Below are 18,218 nucleotides of genomic sequence, written 5' to 3' on the forward strand. Positions count from 1 at the left end.
AACCGCGGCGGCCCGAGCCGGGTGCGGCTACCGGCGGCGCAGGCGCGCGTTCCAACAGGGCGTGTGCCAGTGCCGCCGGTCGTCGAGCCCGCCGCCGCCGTGCCAGCCGGCGAACTCGGTGTCCGCGGGCCAGGCGACCAGGTGCGGCACGCCGGGCCTGATCTCCTGGTCGCAGCCGGGACAGCGGTAAGTCTTCGCCGTGCTCGCGCCGGTCACCGAACGCACGATCCACTCGCCGTCACGCGCCGACTCGATCCGCTGGTAGCCGAACGCCTTCTCGATGTCCCGCGGCTCACCGCCCCCCGGCGCCGCGCCCCGGCCCGGGGAACGCCCGCGGCCGCTCGCGCGCGCGTCGTTCCTCCTCGGGCTCACCGCACCAGGTTACCGAACCGTTATCGCCTGGCGGGCCCCGATCGCACCGAACGTCAGGCCCCGTAGTCGCGGAAGCCCTTTCCGGTCTTGCGGCCGAGGTACCCGGCCGTGACCAGGTGCTCCAGCAGCGGCGCGGGCGCGAAGCCCGGCTCGCGGAACTCCAGGTACAGCGCGCGCTCGATGGCCAGCGCGACATCGAGCCCGACCACGTCCAGCAACTCGAACGGCCCCATCGGGTAGCCGCACCCGAGCTTCATCGCCGTGTCGATGCCGTCCGCCGTCGCGTAGTGCGCCTGCAGCATCTTCACCGCGTCGTTCAAGTACGGGAACAGCAGCGCGTTGACGATGAACCCGGCCCGGTCGCCGCAGTCCACCGCGTGCTTGCCGAGCCGCTCGCATACCGCGTGCGCCGTCGCCCGCACGTCCGCGGCCGTGGCCACGGTGTGCACCACCTCGACCAGCCTCATCACCGGCGCCGGGTTGAAGAAGTGAATGCCGACGACCTCGCGCGGCCTGCCCGTGGCCATCGCGCACTCGATCACCGGCAGGCTGGATGTCGTGGTCGCCAACACGGCGCCCGGCTTGCACACCGCGTCCAGTTCCTTGAACAACGCCGTCTTGACGCCCAGGTCCTCGACGACGGCCTCCACCACCAGGTCGCAGTCGGCCGCGTCGGACAGCGCGCTGCTGGAGACGAGCCGGTCCAGCGCCGCGTCGCGGTCCTCGGCGCTCAGCTTGCCCTTCTGCACCGCACGCGCGAGCGACTTGCCCATCGCCGTGCGCGCGGCCGCTGCCTTCTCTTCGCTGCGCGCGATCTGCACGGTCGCGTACCCGGCCTTGGCGAAGACCTCCGCGATGCCGTTCGCCATCGTCCCGGATCCGACCACGGCCACCCGGCTGACGTCGCGCGCGCCTTCGCCGGCCGCGCCCTCGACCGGGGTGAGCGCGTCGGCGACGACGGTCGGCACGTCGGCCTGCTCGTAGGTGTAGAAGCCGCGGCCCGACTTGCGGCCCAGCAGGCCGGCGGTCTTCATCTGCTTGAAGACCGGGGCGGGAGCGTGCAGCCGGTCGCGCGACTGCTTGTACATCGTGTCCAGGATCTCGTAGGCGGTATCCAGGCCGATCAGGTCGAGCAGCGCCAGCGGGCCCATCGGCAGCCCGCAGCCCAGCCGCATCGCCGCGTCGATGTCCTCACGCGTGGCGTACTTGGCCTCGTACAACGACGCGGCGTGGTTGAGGTACCCGAACAGCAGCGCGTTGGCGATGAACCCGGCCTTGTCGCCGATGGTCACCGGGGACTTGCCCAGCCGCGCCGCCAGCGCCTCGACATCCGCGAGCACGCCCGGGTCGGTGACCACCGTGCGCACCACCTCGACCAGCTTCATGACCGGGGCCGGGTTGAAGAAATGCAGGCCTACGACGCGCGCCGGGCGGGAGGTGGCCACCGAGATCTCGGTCACCGACAGTGAGGAGGTGTTCGTCGTGAAGATCGTCTCGGCCGAGCAGATCCCGTCCAGCCTGCGAAAGAGCTCCCGCTTGAGTTCGAGCCGCTCCGGGATGGCCTCCACGACCAGGTCGGCGCCGGCCAGCGGCTCCAGGTCCACGGTGTATTCGATCCGGTCGAGCAGTTCGGCGGCCTGCTCGGCGGTGAGCTTGCCGCGGGCCACCGCGCGCCGGGTCGAGTGCGCGATGTGCGCGCGTCCCCGGTTGAGGGCGGCCGCGTCGATCTCCACCGCGTGTACGCGCAGGCCGTTGCGGGCCATCACCTCGGCGATGCCGGCGCCCATCGTGCCGAGTCCGACGACCCCGACTGTGGCGATCTCGCGCCCCATTGCGCACTCCCTGAGGGTTGGAAAGTCGCCCGCATCCGCTTGCGCTGGGCGCTTGTTACCGATGAGTATCCCCAGCGGGACCGGCTCGCGCCAGTGCTGGAGCGCGCCCGACCGCGCCGGTTCGGCTGTGAGGCTGCTCACGCCGGTCCACGCCCGTGCGGCGCCCTGACCGTGCAGCCTGGCCGCCCAGGTGACCGCGCAGAGTGACCGTGCCACGCGACCGGGCGCCGCGCCCAGACGCGCGGGCGGGCCGGCCCGGCGCCGTGAGTGCGCCTGGTCCGGCCCGCCTTCCGTCCACCGTCCCCGTCATAGCGGCTCTTCCCCACGCGGCGTCCTCCACAGCGCCACGCAGACCGTCACGACGGCGACTCCCCGCCTGAGGTGGGAATCAGGTGAACCCTCATCACCGGGTCCGCTCGGTCACCGCGATCGATCACTCCTTCCCACAACCGGCCGGTTCCGGCCCGGCGGCCACGTCCACCGCCGGCCCGCTGTCATTGCGTTACGTTCCCGTCAGTCACGCAACGCTCACACAACTTCAATGACCCCGCGCCGCCGGGCTCACACCTTCAGCCGAGACCTCGTCACAATCACGCCTCACCGGATGACTGATGGGCTGTCAGATCCACTGATCGACTCTTCGCACGATCCTCGAAACGACATGCGGCCGCACGCCCCGAAGCGCTCTGGGCTAGGGTTTCGAACCATGCGACTTGTCATCGCCCAGTGCAGCGTCGACTACGCCGGACGGCTCGCCGCTCACCTGCCCAGCGCCCGGCGCCTGCTCATCGTGAAGGCCGACGGCAGCGTGCTGGTGCACTCCGACGGAGGCTCGTACAAGCCGCTGAACTGGATGTCACCGCCATGCACGCTCAAGGAGGAGGGCCAGGGCGGCGACGCTCTGGTGTGGACGGTCACCAACAAGGCCGGCGAGCAGCTGGTGATCGCGATAGAAGAGGTCTTCCACGACTCGGCCCACGAGCTCGGCGTCGATCCCGGCCTGCGCAAGGACGGCGTCGAGTCGCACCTGCAGGCGCTGCTGGCCGAGCAGATCGAGACGCTCGGCAAGGGCTGGCGCCTGATCCGCCGCGAGTACCCGACGCCGATCGGCCCGGTGGACATCCTGTGCCGCGACGCCGCGGGCGCCACCGTCGCCGTGGAGATCAAGCGCCGCGGCGAGATCGACGGCGTGGAGCAGCTGACCCGCTACCTGGAACTGCTCAACCGGGACCCGCTGCTGGCCCCGGTCCGCGGGGTCTTCGCCGCCCAGGAGATCAAGCCGCAGGCCCGGGTGCTGGCGGTCGACCGCGGGATCACCTGCGCCGTGCTCGACTACGAAGTCATGCGTGGCCGCGACGACCCGAGCTCACGGCTCTTCTGACCGAGGCCGTGTTCGAGAAGTATCGCCGCGGCCGCGACGCCGCTTCCGCCACCTCTGATGCACAACCGTGATGCGTCGATTGCGCCAATACCTGACGGTGCATCAGTTTCTCCGCGACACTGTGGCCAGCACAACTCAGCTGCGAGCATCGTCAAGGGGAGAGCGTGTCAGGACAGTCCAACCCGCGGCCGCGGGGAGAGCGCGGCGAGCCGCTGGAAGAACCGGAACAGGAGACCGCGGCGCTGCCCACGGTCGAGGGCGAAATCGTTCCGCACGAGGAGCACAGCGGGATCGACGTGCGTATTCCCGGGCCGGTCGAACGCGCGCCAACCAAGACGATTCCGGTTCCGCGCAAAACCGCGCTGTGGGTGCTGCTCACGCTCGTGTTGCTGCTCGCGCTGGTCGCGGGGCTGCTGTACGCGCTGCTCAAGCACACATCGCCCAAAGCCGCCGAGGCCGGGGCCACCGGTTCGCCGAGCGCGAGCGCGACCGCGACGGCGCCCTCCGCTTCGCCGTCACCGTCGGCCGCGCTGTCGCCCACCGAGCCGGCCGGCGGGCCGAGCCCCACCGCGTCCGGGGAGGCGACGTCGGGCGCCAGCCCCCAGAGCACGGCTTCGAGCGCGCCGAACCCGGCGTTCTCGCCCGTCAACGGCGTCGCCTACCTGGGCACGCCGGTAGACGGGAGCAACAACGTGGACACCAAGACCGACGTGGTCATCTCAGGCACCGACTACCCCTACAGTTCCCGCTTCAACTGCCCCAGCTACTCCGCGATCGACTGGAACGTCGCGGGCTACTCGGTCTTCACCGCCACGCTCGGCATCCCCGACAACGCTTCGGGCGCGACCGGGGCGACCGTCACGATGACCTTCTCCGACCAGAACGGGAAGGTGCTGTCGGTCAACAAGACCGCCATCGGCCAGCCGGCCGTCGTGCGCATCCCGCTTTCCGGCGTGGACCGGCTGATCGTGAGCTGCAACCGCAGCGCGAACAACGGCAGCAACTACAACTACGTGGCCCTCGGTAACGGCGCCGTGTCCTGATCCCGTCCGAGGTGTCCGGAACGTCCGGGAACGTTCCGGCGTCACGGATCCGTCCCGGGCGTCACCGATCCGCTCCGAGCGTTCGCGACGGCATACGGACGGTGACACGTCACGGTTCGGAGCCGACCCGGCCTCTATCACCCGTTTGGTTGTAAAGTCTGGCCGAAGTTGTTGCCACAGGGGGGACGGTGACGGTGATTCACCTCGCCTCCCAAGCGGAAGTGAGGGGACCCGATATGAGCATGTTCGACAAGATTCTGGAAGTCACCGAGAAGGGCTTCGAGGAAACCGAGCACGCGATCGAGCAGTGGAACATCCACCGGCACGGCGCGAAGCTGTTCCTCAAGCTGGGCATCGCGGTGTACGCCGAGCAGCGGCTCGGCGGCGACCACGGCCCGGTGGAGCGGATCCTCGGCGCGCTCGACGGCCACGCGGCCGAGCACGGCGAAGTGGACCTCGACCACCTGAAGGCCGCGCACGAGGTGCTCGGCGACGAGTTCATCAAGGCCCACGACCTGGTGGACGGCCAGCCCGCGCCCGCCGCGGCCGCTTCCTGAAGCAGCACACGACCGCCCGGGCACAGGCGCGAGACGCCCTGGCCCGGGCGGTGACGCGTCAGGATGCGCACATGACGGAACGCGCACACGACGGTGTGCGCGGATGCGTCAGGAGGCGCGGATCAGGTCCACGATGCGGGTCAGGCTCCGCGTCATGTCGTAGTCCCTCGGCGTGAAGACCTCGGCGACGCCCGACTCCTTGAGCACTTTCGCGTCGGCGTCCGGGATGATCCCGCCGACCACCACCGGGATATCGCCGGCACCGGCCGCGCGCAGCCGCCCGATCACCTCCGGGACCAGCCGCAGGTGCGAGCCGGAGAGCACGGAAAGGCCGACGCAGTGCACGTCCTCCGCGACGGCGGCGGCCGCGATCTGCGCCGGGGTCAGCCGGATGCCCTGGTATACGACCTCGAATCCGGCGTCGCGCGCGCGCACCGCGATCTGCTCGGCGCCGTTCGAATGGCCGTCCAGCCCCGGCTTCCCGACCAGGATGCGCAGCCTGCGCCCGCGCTCGCGGCCCGCTTCGCGCACGTACTCGCGCAGCGCCACCAGTTCCGACGAGGCGTTCGCGGTCGGCGCGTCCGCTGAGATACCGGTCGGCGCACGGTACTCGCCGAACACCTCCCGCAGCGCCCCGGACCACTCGCCGGTGGTGGCCCCGGCCCGCGCACAGGCCAGCGTCGCAGGCATCAGATTCACCGCCGGGTCGGCCGCGTCGGCGCGCAGCCGGGCCAGCGCCGCCTCGACCGCCGCGGTGTCCCTGGCCGCACGCCAAGCGCGGAGCGCGTCGACGGCATGCTCCTGTACCCGCGGATCCACGCTCTGGATCGCCGCATCGAGGTCGGCGGTCAGCGGGTTCGGCTCGGTCTCGGTGTACGCGTTGACGCCCACCACGATCTGCTCGCCGGATTCGATGCGGGCGCGGCGCAGCGCATGCTGGGCGACCAGTCGGGCCTTGAGATAGCCGGACTCCACCGCGGCCACCACCCCGCCCATCGCCTGCACCCGCTCGATCTCGGCGCGTGCCGCGGTGGCCAGTTGCGCGGTCTTCGCCTCCACGACCGGTGAACCGGCGAACAGATCCCCGTACTCGAGCAAGTCCGACTCGAAGGCCAGCACCTGCTGCATCCGCAGCGACCACTGCTGGTCCCACGGCCGCGGCAGCCCCAGCGCCTCGTTCCAGGCGGGCAGTTGCACGGCGCGCGCACGCGCGTCCTTGGACAGCGTGACCGCCAGCATCTCCAGCATGATCCGGGCGACGTTGTTCTCCGGCTGCGCCTCGGTCAGGCCGAGCGAGTTGACCTGAACGCCGTAGCGGAAGCGCCGCTTCGCCGGATCGGTCACGCCGTAACGCTCGCGCGTGATCTCGTCCCACAACCGGGTGAAGGCGCGCATCTTGCAGAGCTCTTCGACGAACCGGACGCCGGCGTTGACGAAGAACGAGATCCGCTCGACGACGCGGTCGAACTCGTCCGACGGCACCTGTCCGCTGTCGCGTACCGCGTCGAGCACGGTGATGGCGGTCGAGAGCGCGTACGCGATTTCCTGCACCGGATCAGCCCCGGCTTCCTGCAGGTGGTAGCTGCAGATGTTGATCGGGTTCCACTTGGGCAGGGCGTTGACGGTGTACGCGATCAGATCCGTGGTCAGCCGCAGCGAGGGACCGGGCGGGAAGACGTAGGTGCCACGCGAAAGGTATTCCTTCACGATGTCGTTCTGCGTGGTTCCCGCCAGCGCGCTGATGTCGGCGCCCTGTCGTTCGGCGGCCACCTGGTAGAGCGCGAGCAGCCACATCGCGGTGGCGTTGATGGTCATCGAGGTGTTCATCGCGGCCAGCGGAATGCCGTCGAACAACGCCTCCACGTCGCCGACATGCGCGATCGGCACGCCGACCTTGCCGACCTCCCCGGCCGCCAGGTCGGCGTCGGGGTCGTAGCCGGTCTGCGTGGGCAGGTCGAAAGCCACCGACAGGCCGGTCTGCCCCTTGCCGAGATTGCGCCGGTACAACGCGTTCGACTCGGCCGGGGTCGAGTGGCCGGCATACGTGCGCATGACCCATGGCCGGTCCCGGCGAGCGGGCCCGGCAGATTCCACCGCGTGCACCATGGTGTCAGCAGACCTCCGCTTCATCGTCGCCGCCACACGTGGTCGACGCCTCTGCTGCGGAGTTTACTGGCGAGTAACTAAGCTGCCAGTGTGATCCGGCTCACGCCGTCGGGAGCGCGGTTCACCTGGTGGGTCGGTGCCGGACGTGCTCGACCAGCGCGAGAATGCCGTGCGCGATGCCGCCGTCCAGGTCACGCACGGAGAAGGCCGAGGTCATCGAAGCGGCGGCGAGGGCGCAGGAGCGGTCGTCGAGCAGGGCGCGTGCGTTCGTGCCGGTGACGATCTCCAGCCGGTGCACGGCCGGGTCCACCGCGATCAGCACCGACTTGTCCGCGGCCGGACCGAGTTCGGCGTGCCGGGCTTCGGCCTGTGCGCGCGGGTTCTCACCGAGGGTGCCGATGAAGACCGACCAGTTCAGGTCGGTGCGCTTCTCGGCGAGCCGGATGGCCCGGCGGATCTGCGTCGAGTCGATCAGCGGGCCGGCCGCTCGAACGGACCCGGCAGTGCTCGGGACCGGACTGTTCACGGCGGTACCGTGCGGGGCCGAAGCGGACGCGGCGGCGCGATCCGCGGCGGCGCCCGTGGTGGCCGCTACGGGGGTCACCTGCTCGCCGGACACGTCGTCGGAGGTCGCCCGGTCACCAGGAGCCACTGGCCCCACCGCTCCCGGGGGACTTGCCCGCGCCCACACCCTGCTGCGCGGAGGACGACGAACCGGACCCCGGCGCGTTTTCCGAGGTGGATGCCTCGGCCTGGCCGCTCTGGCCGGCCCAGCCGACCTCGCGGCGGTTGCGGTCGCCGCGGACCCAGCCGGGCATCACCACCAGGAAGGAGATGAGCAGGAACAGCGCCAGCGGAATGCCGAGATAGATGCCGAGAGTCTGCAGGACGCTCAGGCCCGGCCCGGAATCCTCGCCGTCGTAATGGTGATATGCGGCGAACGCGCTCGACGCGGCCAGCAGCGGGACAGCGGTCGCCGCGGCGACGGCACCCGCCCGGGCCGCAACGCGCAGTCGCGCCTGGGACGTCGTACGGAAGAGCGTGGTGATGGACACGTGAAAACGGTAGCTCAAAACGAAAGCCGCCTTGCGTTCAGGTCCGCATTCGGGCGTGGTTCGCGCCCCGATCGCGGCCGAGCCGCCGTACCGCCGCGGGACAGACCCGCCTCCCGACTGTGCTGAAGGCACGTCACGCGAGCGCGCGCAGCACCCGGGCCAGCGACCGCACCCGCGGATGCGCCGCCAACTCGTCGAGCAGCACCGGCCTGCCGCCCGAGTCCGCCAACGGCAGCCGCCAGTTCGGGTACACCTCGCCGGAGGTGCCGGGCAGGTTGTGCGGCCGCACGTCACCGACCGCATCGGGTAGGTAAACGCCGATCAGCCGGGCCGGAGTCCAGGCCAGGAAGCGGTGCAGCGCCTCGATCGTCTCCTGTTCGCCGGCGCCCGCGCGCAGCAGCCCGCAGCCGCGCAGCAGGTCGATCCACGCCTGGACGTTGGCGCGGTCCGCCTCCTTCTCCTCGTGCAGCGGCCGGGCCAGCAGGCCGAGCCGGTCGCGCAGTTGCAGATGGGCGCCGCTGAGCAGCGCCGCGGTCGGCGGCAGGTCGTGCGTCGTCACCGCGGCCAGGCAGTTCTCCCGCCAGCGGCCGGGCGGATGCGGGCTGCCGTCGGCGTCGCGCTCGAACCACAGCACGTTGGTGCCGAAGATGCCGCGATCGGCCAGCGCCTCTCGGACCCAGGGCTCGACGGTCCCGAGGTCCTCCCCTATCACGAGCGCGCCGCTGCGGTGCGCCTCCAGCGTGAGGACCGCCAGCAGTTCCTCGTGGTCGTAGTAGACGTACGTACCCTGGCTGGCTTTCGCGCCGGCCGGCACCCACCAGAGCCGGAACAGCGCCATGACGTGGTCCATCCGCACACCGTCGGCGTGCCGGAGGACCCCGGCGAGCATCTGGCGGTACGGCAGATACCCCGTCTCGGCGAGGCGGTCCGGCCGCCACGGCCGCGAGCTCCAGTCCTGGCCGAGTTGGTTGAACTCGTCAGCGGGCGCGCCGACGGTGACGCCCCGCGCGTAAACGTCCAGATCCGCCCACGTGTCCGCGCCATCCGCCTGCGCGCCGACGGCCAGATCGTGGAAGACGCCGTAGGGCATCCCGGCGTGTGCACAGGCGGTGCGGACCGCCGCGAGCTGTTCGTCGAGCAACCACTGGAGCCAGCAGTGAAAGTCGATCTCCGCCTGCTGCAACTCCGCGAACTGCGCGACCGCGTCCGTATCGGGCCGCCGCAGCGTCTCCGGCCACGCGGCGCTGTTGCCTCCGTACAACTGTGCGAGGGTCAACCAGGTCGCGTGCAGTCGCAGCGCGCGGCCTTCACGCGCGAGGTAAGCGCGGTACGCCGCCGAGCGTCCAGCCGTGCGTGGCGTCGAGTACAGCAGGCGCAGTGCCAGCGCCTTTCCTTCCCACACATCGTCACGGTCGATCAGGTCATCGGACAGATCCCGCTTGCGCAGCTCCGCTCCGATCTGGTCGATCTGCTCGCGGACCTCGGTCGGGACATACGCGTACTCAGGTACCGACTCGATGCGCAAGTGGATGGGGTCCGGATAGCGCCGGGTCGCCGGCAGGTACGGCGAGGGATCGACCGGGGGTACGCCGCTGCTGCCGTGTAGCGGATTGACGACGAGGAAGCCCGCGCCAAGGTCGTGGCCGGCGATCGCGGCCAACTCGGCCAGGTCGCCGAGATCGCCCATCCCCCACGACCGGCGCGAGCGCACCGAATGCAACTGAAGCGTGTAGCCCCAGGCGCGCCGGCGGGTCGGCGTGGTCAACCGGTGCGGCGCGACGGCCAGCGACGTCTGCTTCACCTCGCCGCCGATCCGGGCGAACAGCGTGTGCCAGCCGATCGGCAGCGCTATCGGCAGGGCGAACGTATAAGCGGTCAAACCACGACGCTCGGTGGGCGTGGACGAGAGCAGGGCCACGTCGTAGCGCCGGCCGCCGTCCTCAAGCGCGATCCAGAGCACGGGCGGCGAGCCCGGCGGCGCGTGCACGGTCACCCGCGGTACCGCGGTGGCCTGCGCCGCGTGCCCGGCCCGCTCCGGCAGTTGACGCACCACCACGCACGGCGGCAGCGCCCGGAACTGACGGTCCGTCAGCTCCCGCAGCGCGTCGCGGCAGGAGGCGGGGGTCGAAGCGTCCACGCCGAAGCCGGCCAGCACGGCGATCAGGGTTTCGACCGGGACCTCGACGCGTCTGCCGTGCCAGTCGTGATAGTCGGTGGCGATCCGGTAGGCGCGCGCCGTCTCGATCAGTTCGGGCCAGACGGCCGGCGAGCCGACCGTACCCGACTGCTCGCGCTCGTCGATCCGCCGGTCTCGGACGTCCTGATCCGCGCCATGCCGCGTCACGGAGTTCATGGTTACCAAGTTCTCACAGCGCCGTTACAGACGGAATCCGCCGCTCTGGAAGCCGGTGTTGCGAAGCGCTCACAACGCCCGGTACCCCATCGCGGCGGTTCCATCATTCACTTGTCCGATCGTCTCGGGAGCCGGCCGTGCCGCCGGGCGACGCCGCCTCGGAACCCTTGAGCCCGCGGCCGGTCACGCGGCCAGACGCTGGCTCCTCGCGCCCTCAGAGACGACGATGCCGTCCGGCCAGTGCGGCTCGAACGGCAGCAGTTCCACATCGGCACCGTATCCCCTGAGGTACGGCATCCAGCGGGGGTCGGTCCTTCCCGAGGACAGGATCCGCCAGGCGGACCCGCTCGGTTGGACCGGCTGCCGTTTCATCCTCCAGCCCAGTTCGATCAGGGGCCGGTCGGCCTTGACGTGATTGCACCTGCGGCAGGAGGAGACCACGTTGTCCCAGGCGTGCCGACCGCCGCGCGAGCGCGGGATGACATGGTCGATGCTGGTCGCCGGGGCATCGCAGTAGACGCAGCGCCCGGCGTCGCGTGCGAAGACGGCCCTGCGGGTCAGCGGCACGCCGCGACGCACGGGAACGCGGACATAGCGTGTCAGTTTGACCACCGCGGGGGCGGGCAGTTCGAACGAGGCCGCGTGCAGCGGGGAGCCGGCCTCTTCGAGGGTTATGGCCTTTAGATTGAGGACGAGGACCACCGCGCGCCGCTGCGGGACAACGCAGAGTGGCTCGTAGGAAGCGTTCAGGACCAGCGAGTGGGGCACGGGTGCCTCCTCCTATCAGCGCCCGGCGCGTGGCTCGCACCGGGCTCCGGGTACCCGACGGGAGGGTGGTGCGGTGCCCGAAGGCGTCGAGCCCTGCGGGCGGTCCGGCCATGACGGAACCATGGCCCATCCGCCGCGCAGCAGGCTTGCCAAGCCTGACCGCAGCCGCCCGTCGTCGGGCGTGTATCCAGTGTGGCTGCCTGTGTTGTTCCCACGCCACCGTGTTTCAACGCGGAGTGCACGAATTCGGCGCCGCATCGCGGGATCAAACGGACTTAACGGCATGAATAGTTCCTGATCCCCTCGGAATCTGGTCGTTGACGTCCGGGTTTCGGCTACGGTCGGACCGTCCCGCCACCCCCTTGGCCCGAAAGGATGACACGACCGGTGCCCGCATTCCCGGCCGCGTTCCCGATAGTGAACCCGCCGTCGCCCTCCGCCACGTCCATGTCCTCCCACATCGACTCGAGCAGCCTCGGGCACTGGTTCTCGGTGCACGGCTCGCTGCTGATCAGCCACGGGGCTCAGATCCTGACGATCATCGTGGCCTGTGTGGTGATCAGGGTGGCGACCACGCGCGCGATCAACCGGGTGGTGCGGCACGCGACCCGGGCCGCGCAGGGGGCCGGCCGGCTGCTCGGCGGCACCGGCCTGATCGCGGGCGAACGCACGCGTCAGCGCACCCAGGCGATCGGCTCGGTGCTGCGCTCGCTGGCCTCGGCGATCATCTTCGTGATCGGCGGACTCATGATCGTCTCGGTGCTCACCATCCCGATCGCACCGATCCTCGCCTCGGTCTCGGTGGTCGGGGTGGCTCTCGGCCTCGGTGCTCAGGGCCTGATCACGGACTTCATCTCCGGGATCTTCATGGTCTTCGAGGACCAGTACGGGGTGGGCGACGTGATCGACGCGGGCGCGGCAAAGGGCACGGTCGAGGAGGTCGGCCTGCGCATCACCAAGCTGCGGGACGCGGACGGCGTCATGTGGTACGTGCGCAACGGCTCGATCAACCGGGTCGGCAACAAGTCGCAGGGCTGGTCCCGCGTCGTGGTGGACGTGCCGGTGGCCTACACCGAGGATGTGGGCAGGGCGCGGGAAATCATGGCGCTGACCGCGGACGAACTGTTCTCGGACGAGGCGTGGCGCGACCGTTTCACCGACGACAAGCCGAAGGTGGTCGGCGTTGAGTCACTGGACGGTGCGTACGTGGTGATCCGCATACAGGCGCGCACCGCGCCGCAGAAGGATTTCGAGGTGGCTCGGGAGTTGCGGGCACGGCTCAAGGCGGCCCTCGACGCGGCGGAGGTACAGGTGGCCTCCCTCAAATAGCCGCTGCCCGCCCGCCGCTGCGGGCCGCTGCGCGCGCTCCGGGCCGGCCCACGCGGGGCTGCTGCTCGCCTCAGGGTGTGAGGTCCGTTTCCGGGCGCAGAATCGAATACTGCACCATGTCCCGCCATGCGCCGGCCCGGAAGCAGGCGCCGCGCGCGACGCCCTCGCGCGTGAACCCGGCCTTTTCCAGGGCGCGCTGCTCGGCCAGGTTGGCGGTCTCGGTCCCGGCCTCGATCCTGTGGTACCGCGTGTACGAGAACAGATAACGTACGAGCAGCCGTTGCGCGATCGTTCCGTACCCCTTCCCCCGCTCGGCCGCCAGAAGCCCGATCCCGATGTTCCACGTGGCCGAATTCGGTGCGGTCTGCACGCTGCGCCACCCGACGTCGCCGATCAACACCTCAGCCGACTCGGCACCGCCCGGGCCCTCGGCGGGGGCCAGGTCACGCACCACGGCCAGCCTGCCGCCGTTGTCGTCGAAGAACCCCTGCTCGAACATTCGGCGCAGCGTCCCCGGATTGCGGTACCCGAAGAAACCGAACTCCGAGGCTTCGACGGGGTCGTCGTACAGCCCGCTCATCACCGGCAGGTCTGCCTCCACGATCGGCCGCAGCCGTACCTGATCACCCATGGCGGCACACTACCGACACCGGCGCGTGCCGGCTTCGGAAGCCTCCGCAGAACGCGGATTCTCACGATGTCTGCGCGATCTTCTTGAAATACGCGAGACTACGCCGCAGCAGGACGCGGAGAGTCGGGTCGAGATGAACCGCCCACGCAGGATCCTGTTCTCGGCGAAGCCCGCACAGGCAGGCAAACGCGTAGCCGTACTCAGGTTCGTCGAGATAACCCAGGTGGGAGTACCTGAAGTCCCCCGATCCCAGCAGGGCCCGCTCACTCAGCTCACCCAGGGGCTCAGCCGACCAGCCGCGCGTGGTGGGCTGGAACGTGATCGACGCGTTCGCCACGAAGATGCCCATCCGGAGGAACACCGTGGCCAGGTCCGTGAGCTCTTCGTTCTTCGCGCTGCTCGGTGAGCATCGGCCCTCGCCGATGAGCCGGGCGTGCGCGAGCTCGTGAGCGATGATCGCCGTGAGCACCGCCGGATCGTCGGCCTTGGTCACGTCGATGTCGATGTACTCGTCGCCGCCGCTGCGCCAGTAGTGGCCCACCGCCCTCGTCTTGTCGAAGTGGCGCTTCGGCTCGCTCTTGTCCTCCTGGCTGCCGTCGAACAGCTGGACCGTGATCCGGCCGGGTTCCACGCCCATGACTACCTCGACCCGGCGCACCAGTTCCCTGATCGCCTCCGGGGTGGCCCGGTAGCCTTTCGGGTAGAAGGCCGGGCCCGGAACCGCCAGTTCACGTTGAGCGATCTTCGCGCCGAACTGATCGGACAGCCAGAGCATCCGGTCCTCGATCCAAACCTTCCGCTCGCCGTCGACCGGGCAGGTATCTTCGATCTGCTTCTGCCACGGTCGCGGCTGTGTCAGGAAGTCCTTGTCTTTCGGCGTACTCGCCATGGCCCGTCACCCCCCTCACGCACCCCACTCACCCAGAGAGCAGGTTGGCGCTTCGCTTGTTTTTCCCCGACGAGCGCGGCTCACTCTCAAGCCGCTCGGCCAAGCCGTCGTGCCTCGCGCAGCGGTAAGCGGCACGTCGCGGCGCGATTCGAGCCACCGCCAGAATCGCTACGCGAAGCGACCCGGCAAAGTACTACTGACCGCGGGGAATCAGGAGCGTGGACCGAAGAACTCAGTGATGGCGGCGGCGCGTTCCCTGATCAACCGCATGCGCAGGTTCCAGGACGCTGCTTCCGTGTGCTGCGGCTGGGCGGAGACCTGCCCGGGCCATTTGCGGTACAGCAGTCCGACGTCGCCGATGAAGTGGCCGACGCCGAGCACGCTCGCGGCGATCAGCATTCCCGCGTCGTCGGATCCGGGTACGGCCATCCAACCGCCGACCGCCATCAGCAGCGGTCTGCGGATACACAAGGTGGCCGGATGGACGGGCAGCCGATAGTCGTGAGTGTGCCAGTAATCAAGGATCCGGCCCGGCCGCAGACGTCCGGGCGGCGGGTCGTCGCCGAACGCGGCCGTGGTCCCGTCCGGCATGAGATCGAGCGCGCGAGAAGCGGTCCACTGGACGTCGGGGTCGGCGTCGAGCACCGCGATGTCGCGCGCGAGAGTGCCCTCGGTGAGCTGGTCGTCCTGGTCGAGGTTCTTGATCAGGCCGCCGGCGGCGCGCGCGAGGGCCAGGTTCCGGGTGATGGCGACCCCGCCGTGCGCGTTGTACCCGTGACTGATGCGCGGATCGCCGGGGAGGATCGCGCGCGCGGCTCCGCTTTCGCCGTCCTCCTGCACGACCCATTCCCACCGCCAACCGACGGGCAGGTTCTGCGCGGCGAGAGAGGCGTAAGCGGCCGCGAGGAACTCGGCTTCCGGGTTGTGAACCGCCGTGATGACGGAGATCGTGTTCACCTGGCTCCCAGCGTTCCGGTTGGTCGTGCCGGACTACCGGCGAGTAGCGATGCAGAACGGGTGGCCGGCCGGGTCCAGCAGGGTGCGCAACGCCTCCGGGTGCGGTTGATGCGCAGGCACCGTCGCCCCGAGCCCGACCAGATGGTCCTGCGCCTCGTCCAGATCTTCGACATAGAACTCGAAATGCATCTGAACGGGCACGTCCGGTGCGGGCCAGGTGGGCGGCCGATAGCCCGGCACCGCTCGGAAGACGAGCAGCAGACCGCCGAGCGCGACCCAGCAGGAGTCCGCGTCGCTGTGCGTCACCTCGCCGCCGCCTGCGGCCCGATAGAACACACCCATCGCGGCGGCGTCTGCACAGTCAACGGTCAGCGCCGCAATCGAGACGATCATCGCCAATGCGCTCCTTGCTGTGACGCCCGGCGTCGACCGCCGACCGCCGACCGCCGACCGACCGGGCTGGCTGGCTGGCTGGCTGGCTGGCTGGCGGGCGGGAAACCGGTCTCTCCCCAAGGAGTGTGCCGATCGCCGTTCATCCGAAGCGTAGTCGTTGCCGGACGAGGTGAGTTCGTCGCCTGCGGCAACGGAAACACCCGCCTCGCTGAGGCGTATGGCACCGTGGCGCTTCAGATCAGCACCCGCCTTCAGCCGTGAACGAGCGCACACGATCACAGCGAAACGAAGCGGGACGGATGCGGGACGGCCGCCGCGGACGCTCAGCGGCGACGGGCTGCCCGCCGCTTCAGCGGGCCTCGGCCCTGCAAGGTTCTTCGACGCAACAGCCTCCTGTGATGTCGAGAAGCGGGTGATGCTCGCCTCCTGCGCCTCCAGCTGATGCAGGGCCCTGATCGCGCTCACAGGTTTTCGAGTTCTTCGGCGCGGCGAAGGTCCTTCGGACGTCCTATCGCCCGGCGCATCCGAATCAGATCCTCGCGGCGCAGATAGTGCACAGCCAAGCCGTCCGGATCCGACGCGGTTAGGGACCGGGCGAGGAAGTCGCGCACCGGCAGCGTTCCCCACGGCAGCGCCGGGGTACAGCAGTCGCCGCTGACCCGCGGCGACTCAAACTGGACCTTGCGCAGCAGGAAGGCCTGCGGTCCCGGTTCAACGGGCCTGCGTTCCTCATCCAGCAGGTGGCAGCCCGCGACGGCGAAAGCGTGGGCCAGAGCGTCAACCTGTGCGGGATCACCATCCCAAAGCAGATCGAGGTCCCCCGTCAATTCGAGTGACCCATGCATAATGCCCGCGACCTGCCCGATCACGGCCACGCGCGCGCCGGCCTCGTGAAGTGCCCGCAGCAACGGGAACGGATCGAAGCCCCGGGCACTGTCCGTGGCGATGGTGCCGACGTGGTCATCCGCGTCGTCGTGCCCCCGACCGCTCGGCGGCCTGCCGCACGTCAAGGCGCTGGTGCGCTCCACCGCCTGCCGCAATCGTTCCAACGGTCCGTCACTCACACCGGTCATCAAACACCAGCAACCACCGCATCCGCACCTGGACGGTGGTTGTTCACCCTGCGCGGCCCCCAGGCGATTGCGACCACGGCGAGATGATGTAGGGCCCAGGCCCCGAAGCCCGCCCATCGCCAGTTGTAATGTAAGACAAATCGTCTTACGCTTGGTCCATGGCCGACACCCTTACCATTCGCCCCGACGCCGAAACCTCTCACGCCCTCGACATACTCACGCACGACGGTACGAGCCGCTCCGCCGCGATCCGGCAGGCGATCATCGAGGCCGGGATGCGCGTTGAGCGCGCCGCGGCGATGAAGCGGGCCATCTTGCGCACGGAACTGGGCGAACCCGACGGCGTCGACGTCGCGCAGCTCATCGCCGCCGAGCGGACGAACGGACGCTGAGGTGGCGGGTTCGATCTACCTGGACTCGGCCGCGGTCGTGAAGCTCGTCCACGCCGAGAACGAGACTCAGGCGTTGCGTGAATGGCTCGACGAACGCATCGACTCGCCCTGGACGAGTTCGGCCCTGTTGGAGGTCGAGGCTTTCCGTGCCTTGGCGCGCTACGCTCCGGAATCGGCATTCCGGCTTCACCACGTACTCGACCTGGTGAACCTGATCGACATCGACGTCGACATCCGCATCCTGGCTCAGACCGTCAAGCCGGCGGCCGTGCGGTCCTTAGACGCAATTCACCTGGCCACCGCGCTGCGGGTCCGTCCCGCATCCTTCATCACCTACGACAAACGCTTGGCCGACGCAGCACGGGAAGCAGGGCTTGCCGTCGAGATGCCCGGAACGTGAGCTGCGGCAACATGAGCGGTCGCACACAGCGGACAAGCGCTCGGCACCGAGCGCGAGCGATGACGACAACGGCGTAGACGACTGCTGGCTGCTCGCGCCCACCTGCAACCCGATCGTCCCCGTGCCGGGTAAAGACGCCGGATGGCAGCTGCGGCCGGGCGGCGATACCCGCATCACCGACGTCGAGGGCGGCACACCCTCACGTCGCCGCGAATACTGGATCTCCCGCTCGCGCGAGCTACAGCTGACACTGCCGCCTTCGCTCCAAGAACATGAGGCTGCGCTACGCAATATGGAGCTCCGGAACTTCGCCGAGTTGGCCGCCCAGCGGCGCAGTCCCGAACCAAAGCGACGCCGATGGCACAGGCGGGGTCAGTAGTCCTGCCCCGCGACTGAGACCGAAACTGAGACCCGAGAACAAGTCAGAGCCGGAACCCTCAACGGGTTACCGGCCCTGATCCGTTGTGGAGTGGGCCGTTTGCGAGTTGGTTTGAGCTGCGCGGATAAGCGAATTTCAGCGACGCGTCCCAGCTCGCGGAAGATCATTCCCCTCTTGATCATCTTTGATGACGCACCGAGCGCCAAACCTGCCTCGGCCAGGCGTGCACTCCGCGCCGCAATGGTGCCTTGGATTGCACCCTGGGCCTGTGTCGGTGAGACTTGCGCCACGCTCATGGCGATCACGCG

General features: G+C 69.5%; 19 protein-coding genes. 6 read left to right on the top strand and 13 right to left on the bottom strand.

Annotation, left to right across the window (positions count from 1 at the left end; genetic code table 11):
• Nucleotides 1–27: 27 nt before the first annotated feature.
• Together KGA66_RS02310 and KGA66_RS02315 are read right to left on the bottom strand one after the other, a co-directional pair.
• Nucleotides 28–372: an Rv1322 family protein gene (locus KGA66_RS02310; protein WP_211463935.1), complete on the bottom strand. Its 345-nt coding sequence runs from the start codon at nt 370–372 to the stop codon at nt 28–30.
• Between the two features lie 53 nt (nt 373–425).
• Nucleotides 426–2,204, bottom strand: a complete 1,779-nt coding sequence (locus KGA66_RS02315) for a 3-hydroxyacyl-CoA dehydrogenase family protein (protein ID WP_211463937.1) — start codon at nt 2,202–2,204, stop codon at nt 426–428.
• Between the two features lie 706 nt (nt 2,205–2,910).
• On the opposite strand from KGA66_RS02315, the gene nucS reads away from it, so the two are divergent.
• From nucS to KGA66_RS02330, 3 genes are all read left to right on the top strand, one after another.
• On the top strand, nt 2,911–3,585 hold the full coding sequence (nucS, locus tag KGA66_RS02320; protein WP_211463939.1) for an endonuclease NucS: 675 nt from the start codon (nt 2,911–2,913) through the stop codon (nt 3,583–3,585).
• A gap of 164 nt (nt 3,586–3,749) precedes the next feature.
• Nucleotides 3,750–4,628 (top strand): hypothetical protein, encoded by an 879-nt coding sequence (locus tag KGA66_RS02325; RefSeq protein ID WP_211463941.1) that lies wholly within the window; start codon nt 3,750–3,752, stop codon nt 4,626–4,628.
• A gap of 242 nt (nt 4,629–4,870) precedes the next feature.
• Nucleotides 4,871–5,185, top strand: a complete 315-nt coding sequence (locus tag KGA66_RS02330) for a hypothetical protein (RefSeq protein WP_211463943.1) — start codon at nt 4,871–4,873, stop codon at nt 5,183–5,185.
• 108 nt (nt 5,186–5,293) lie between these two features.
• Here KGA66_RS02330 and KGA66_RS02335 read toward each other — a convergent pair whose 3' ends face one another.
• The 5 genes from KGA66_RS02335 to KGA66_RS02355 form a co-directional block, all read right to left on the bottom strand.
• Nucleotides 5,294–7,237, bottom strand: coding sequence for a protein meaA (locus tag KGA66_RS02335; RefSeq protein ID WP_246506898.1), 1,944 nt, complete (start codon nt 7,235–7,237; stop codon nt 5,294–5,296).
• Between the two features lie 175 nt (nt 7,238–7,412).
• Nucleotides 7,413–7,943 carry a DUF5130 family protein gene (locus tag KGA66_RS29620; protein WP_211463947.1) on the bottom strand — a complete coding sequence of 177 codons (531 nt, stop codon included), beginning with the start codon at nt 7,941–7,943 and terminating at the stop codon, nt 7,413–7,415.
• On the bottom strand, nt 7,930–8,346 hold the full coding sequence (locus tag KGA66_RS02345) for a hypothetical protein (RefSeq protein WP_211463949.1): 417 nt from the start codon (nt 8,344–8,346) through the stop codon (nt 7,930–7,932). Before KGA66_RS02345 ends, KGA66_RS29620 begins: the two co-directional genes overlap by 14 nt.
• A gap of 133 nt (nt 8,347–8,479) precedes the next feature.
• The gene (gene malQ / locus KGA66_RS02350; RefSeq protein WP_211463951.1) at nt 8,480–10,690 is read right to left on the bottom strand and encodes a 4-alpha-glucanotransferase; all 2,211 of its coding nucleotides are present in this window, start codon (nt 10,688–10,690) and stop codon (nt 8,480–8,482) included.
• Between the two features lie 192 nt (nt 10,691–10,882).
• Nucleotides 10,883–11,467, bottom strand: a complete 585-nt coding sequence (locus KGA66_RS02355; protein WP_211463953.1) for an HNH endonuclease — start codon at nt 11,465–11,467, stop codon at nt 10,883–10,885.
• A gap of 387 nt (nt 11,468–11,854) precedes the next feature.
• On the opposite strand from KGA66_RS02355, the gene KGA66_RS29625 reads away from it, so the two are divergent.
• A complete protein-coding gene (locus KGA66_RS29625; protein ID WP_211463955.1) occupies nt 11,855–12,796 on the top strand; it encodes a mechanosensitive ion channel family protein in 942 nt (313 codons plus the stop codon).
• Between the two features lie 70 nt (nt 12,797–12,866).
• Here KGA66_RS29625 and KGA66_RS02365 read toward each other — a convergent pair whose 3' ends face one another.
• The 5 genes from KGA66_RS02365 to KGA66_RS02385 all read right to left on the bottom strand — a co-directional run bounded on the left by KGA66_RS02365 (nt 12,867) and on the right by KGA66_RS02385 (nt 16,739).
• Nucleotides 12,867–13,427, bottom strand: a complete 561-nt coding sequence (locus tag KGA66_RS02365) for a GNAT family N-acetyltransferase (RefSeq protein ID WP_211463957.1) — start codon at nt 13,425–13,427, stop codon at nt 12,867–12,869.
• Nucleotides 13,428–13,488: 61 nt separating this feature from the next.
• Nucleotides 13,489–14,316 carry a hypothetical protein gene (locus KGA66_RS02370; RefSeq protein WP_211463959.1) on the bottom strand — a complete coding sequence of 276 codons (828 nt, stop codon included), beginning with the start codon at nt 14,314–14,316 and terminating at the stop codon, nt 13,489–13,491.
• A gap of 210 nt (nt 14,317–14,526) precedes the next feature.
• The gene (locus KGA66_RS02375) at nt 14,527–15,273 is read right to left on the bottom strand and encodes a glycosyltransferase family A protein (protein ID WP_211463961.1); all 747 of its coding nucleotides are present in this window, start codon (nt 15,271–15,273) and stop codon (nt 14,527–14,529) included.
• Nucleotides 15,274–15,306: 33 nt separating this feature from the next.
• A complete protein-coding gene (locus KGA66_RS31340; RefSeq protein ID WP_211463963.1) occupies nt 15,307–16,131 on the bottom strand; it encodes a VOC family protein in 825 nt (274 codons plus the stop codon).
• Nucleotides 16,128–16,739 carry a hypothetical protein gene (locus tag KGA66_RS02385; protein ID WP_369015797.1) on the bottom strand — a complete coding sequence of 204 codons (612 nt, stop codon included), beginning with the start codon at nt 16,737–16,739 and terminating at the stop codon, nt 16,128–16,130. Before KGA66_RS02385 ends, KGA66_RS31340 begins: the two co-directional genes overlap by 4 nt.
• 158 nt (nt 16,740–16,897) lie before the next feature.
• On the opposite strand from KGA66_RS02385, the gene KGA66_RS02390 reads away from it, so the two are divergent.
• Both KGA66_RS02390 and KGA66_RS02395 read left to right on the top strand, forming a co-directional pair.
• A complete protein-coding gene (locus tag KGA66_RS02390) occupies nt 16,898–17,131 on the top strand; it encodes a hypothetical protein (RefSeq protein WP_211463967.1) in 234 nt (77 codons plus the stop codon).
• A 1-nt stretch (nt 17,132) separates the two neighbouring features.
• A complete protein-coding gene (locus KGA66_RS02395; protein ID WP_211463969.1) occupies nt 17,133–17,531 on the top strand; it encodes a type II toxin-antitoxin system VapC family toxin in 399 nt (132 codons plus the stop codon).
• A 372-nt stretch (nt 17,532–17,903) separates the two neighbouring features.
• On the opposite strand, the gene KGA66_RS02400 is transcribed toward KGA66_RS02395, so the two are convergent.
• A partial coding sequence (locus KGA66_RS02400; RefSeq protein WP_211463971.1) for a hypothetical protein occupies nt 17,904–18,218 on the bottom strand: 315 nt, incomplete at its 5' end.

Source organism: Actinocrinis puniceicyclus (assembly GCF_018283645.1).
GTDB classification, from domain to species: Bacteria; Actinomycetota; Actinomycetes; order Streptomycetales; family Catenulisporaceae; genus Actinocrinis; species Actinocrinis puniceicyclus.

What these genes read in the sequence shown, in the direction of transcription:
- KGA66_RS02315 (WP_211463937.1), bottom strand. Translation starts at nt 2,204, where the DNA reads ATGGGGCGCGAGATCGCCACAGTCGGGGTCGTCGGACTCGGCACGATG.
- nucS (WP_211463939.1), top strand. Translation starts at nt 2,911, where the DNA reads ATGCGACTTGTCATCGCCCAGTGCAGCGTCGACTACGCCGGACGGCTC.
- KGA66_RS02330 (WP_211463943.1), top strand. Translation starts at nt 4,871, where the DNA reads ATGTTCGACAAGATTCTGGAAGTCACCGAGAAGGGCTTCGAGGAAACC.
- KGA66_RS02335 (WP_246506898.1), bottom strand. Translation starts at nt 7,237, where the DNA reads ATGCGCACGTATGCCGGCCACTCGACCCCGGCCGAGTCGAACGCGTTG.
- KGA66_RS02365 (WP_211463957.1), bottom strand. Translation starts at nt 13,427, where the DNA reads ATGGGTGATCAGGTACGGCTGCGGCCGATCGTGGAGGCAGACCTGCCG.
- KGA66_RS02370 (WP_211463959.1), bottom strand. Translation starts at nt 14,316, where the DNA reads ATGGCGAGTACGCCGAAAGACAAGGACTTCCTGACACAGCCGCGACCG.
- KGA66_RS02385 (WP_369015797.1), bottom strand. Translation starts at nt 16,739, where the DNA reads ATGACCGGTGTGAGTGACGGACCGTTGGAACGATTGCGGCAGGCGGTG.
- KGA66_RS02390 (WP_211463967.1), top strand. Translation starts at nt 16,898, where the DNA reads ATGGCCGACACCCTTACCATTCGCCCCGACGCCGAAACCTCTCACGCC.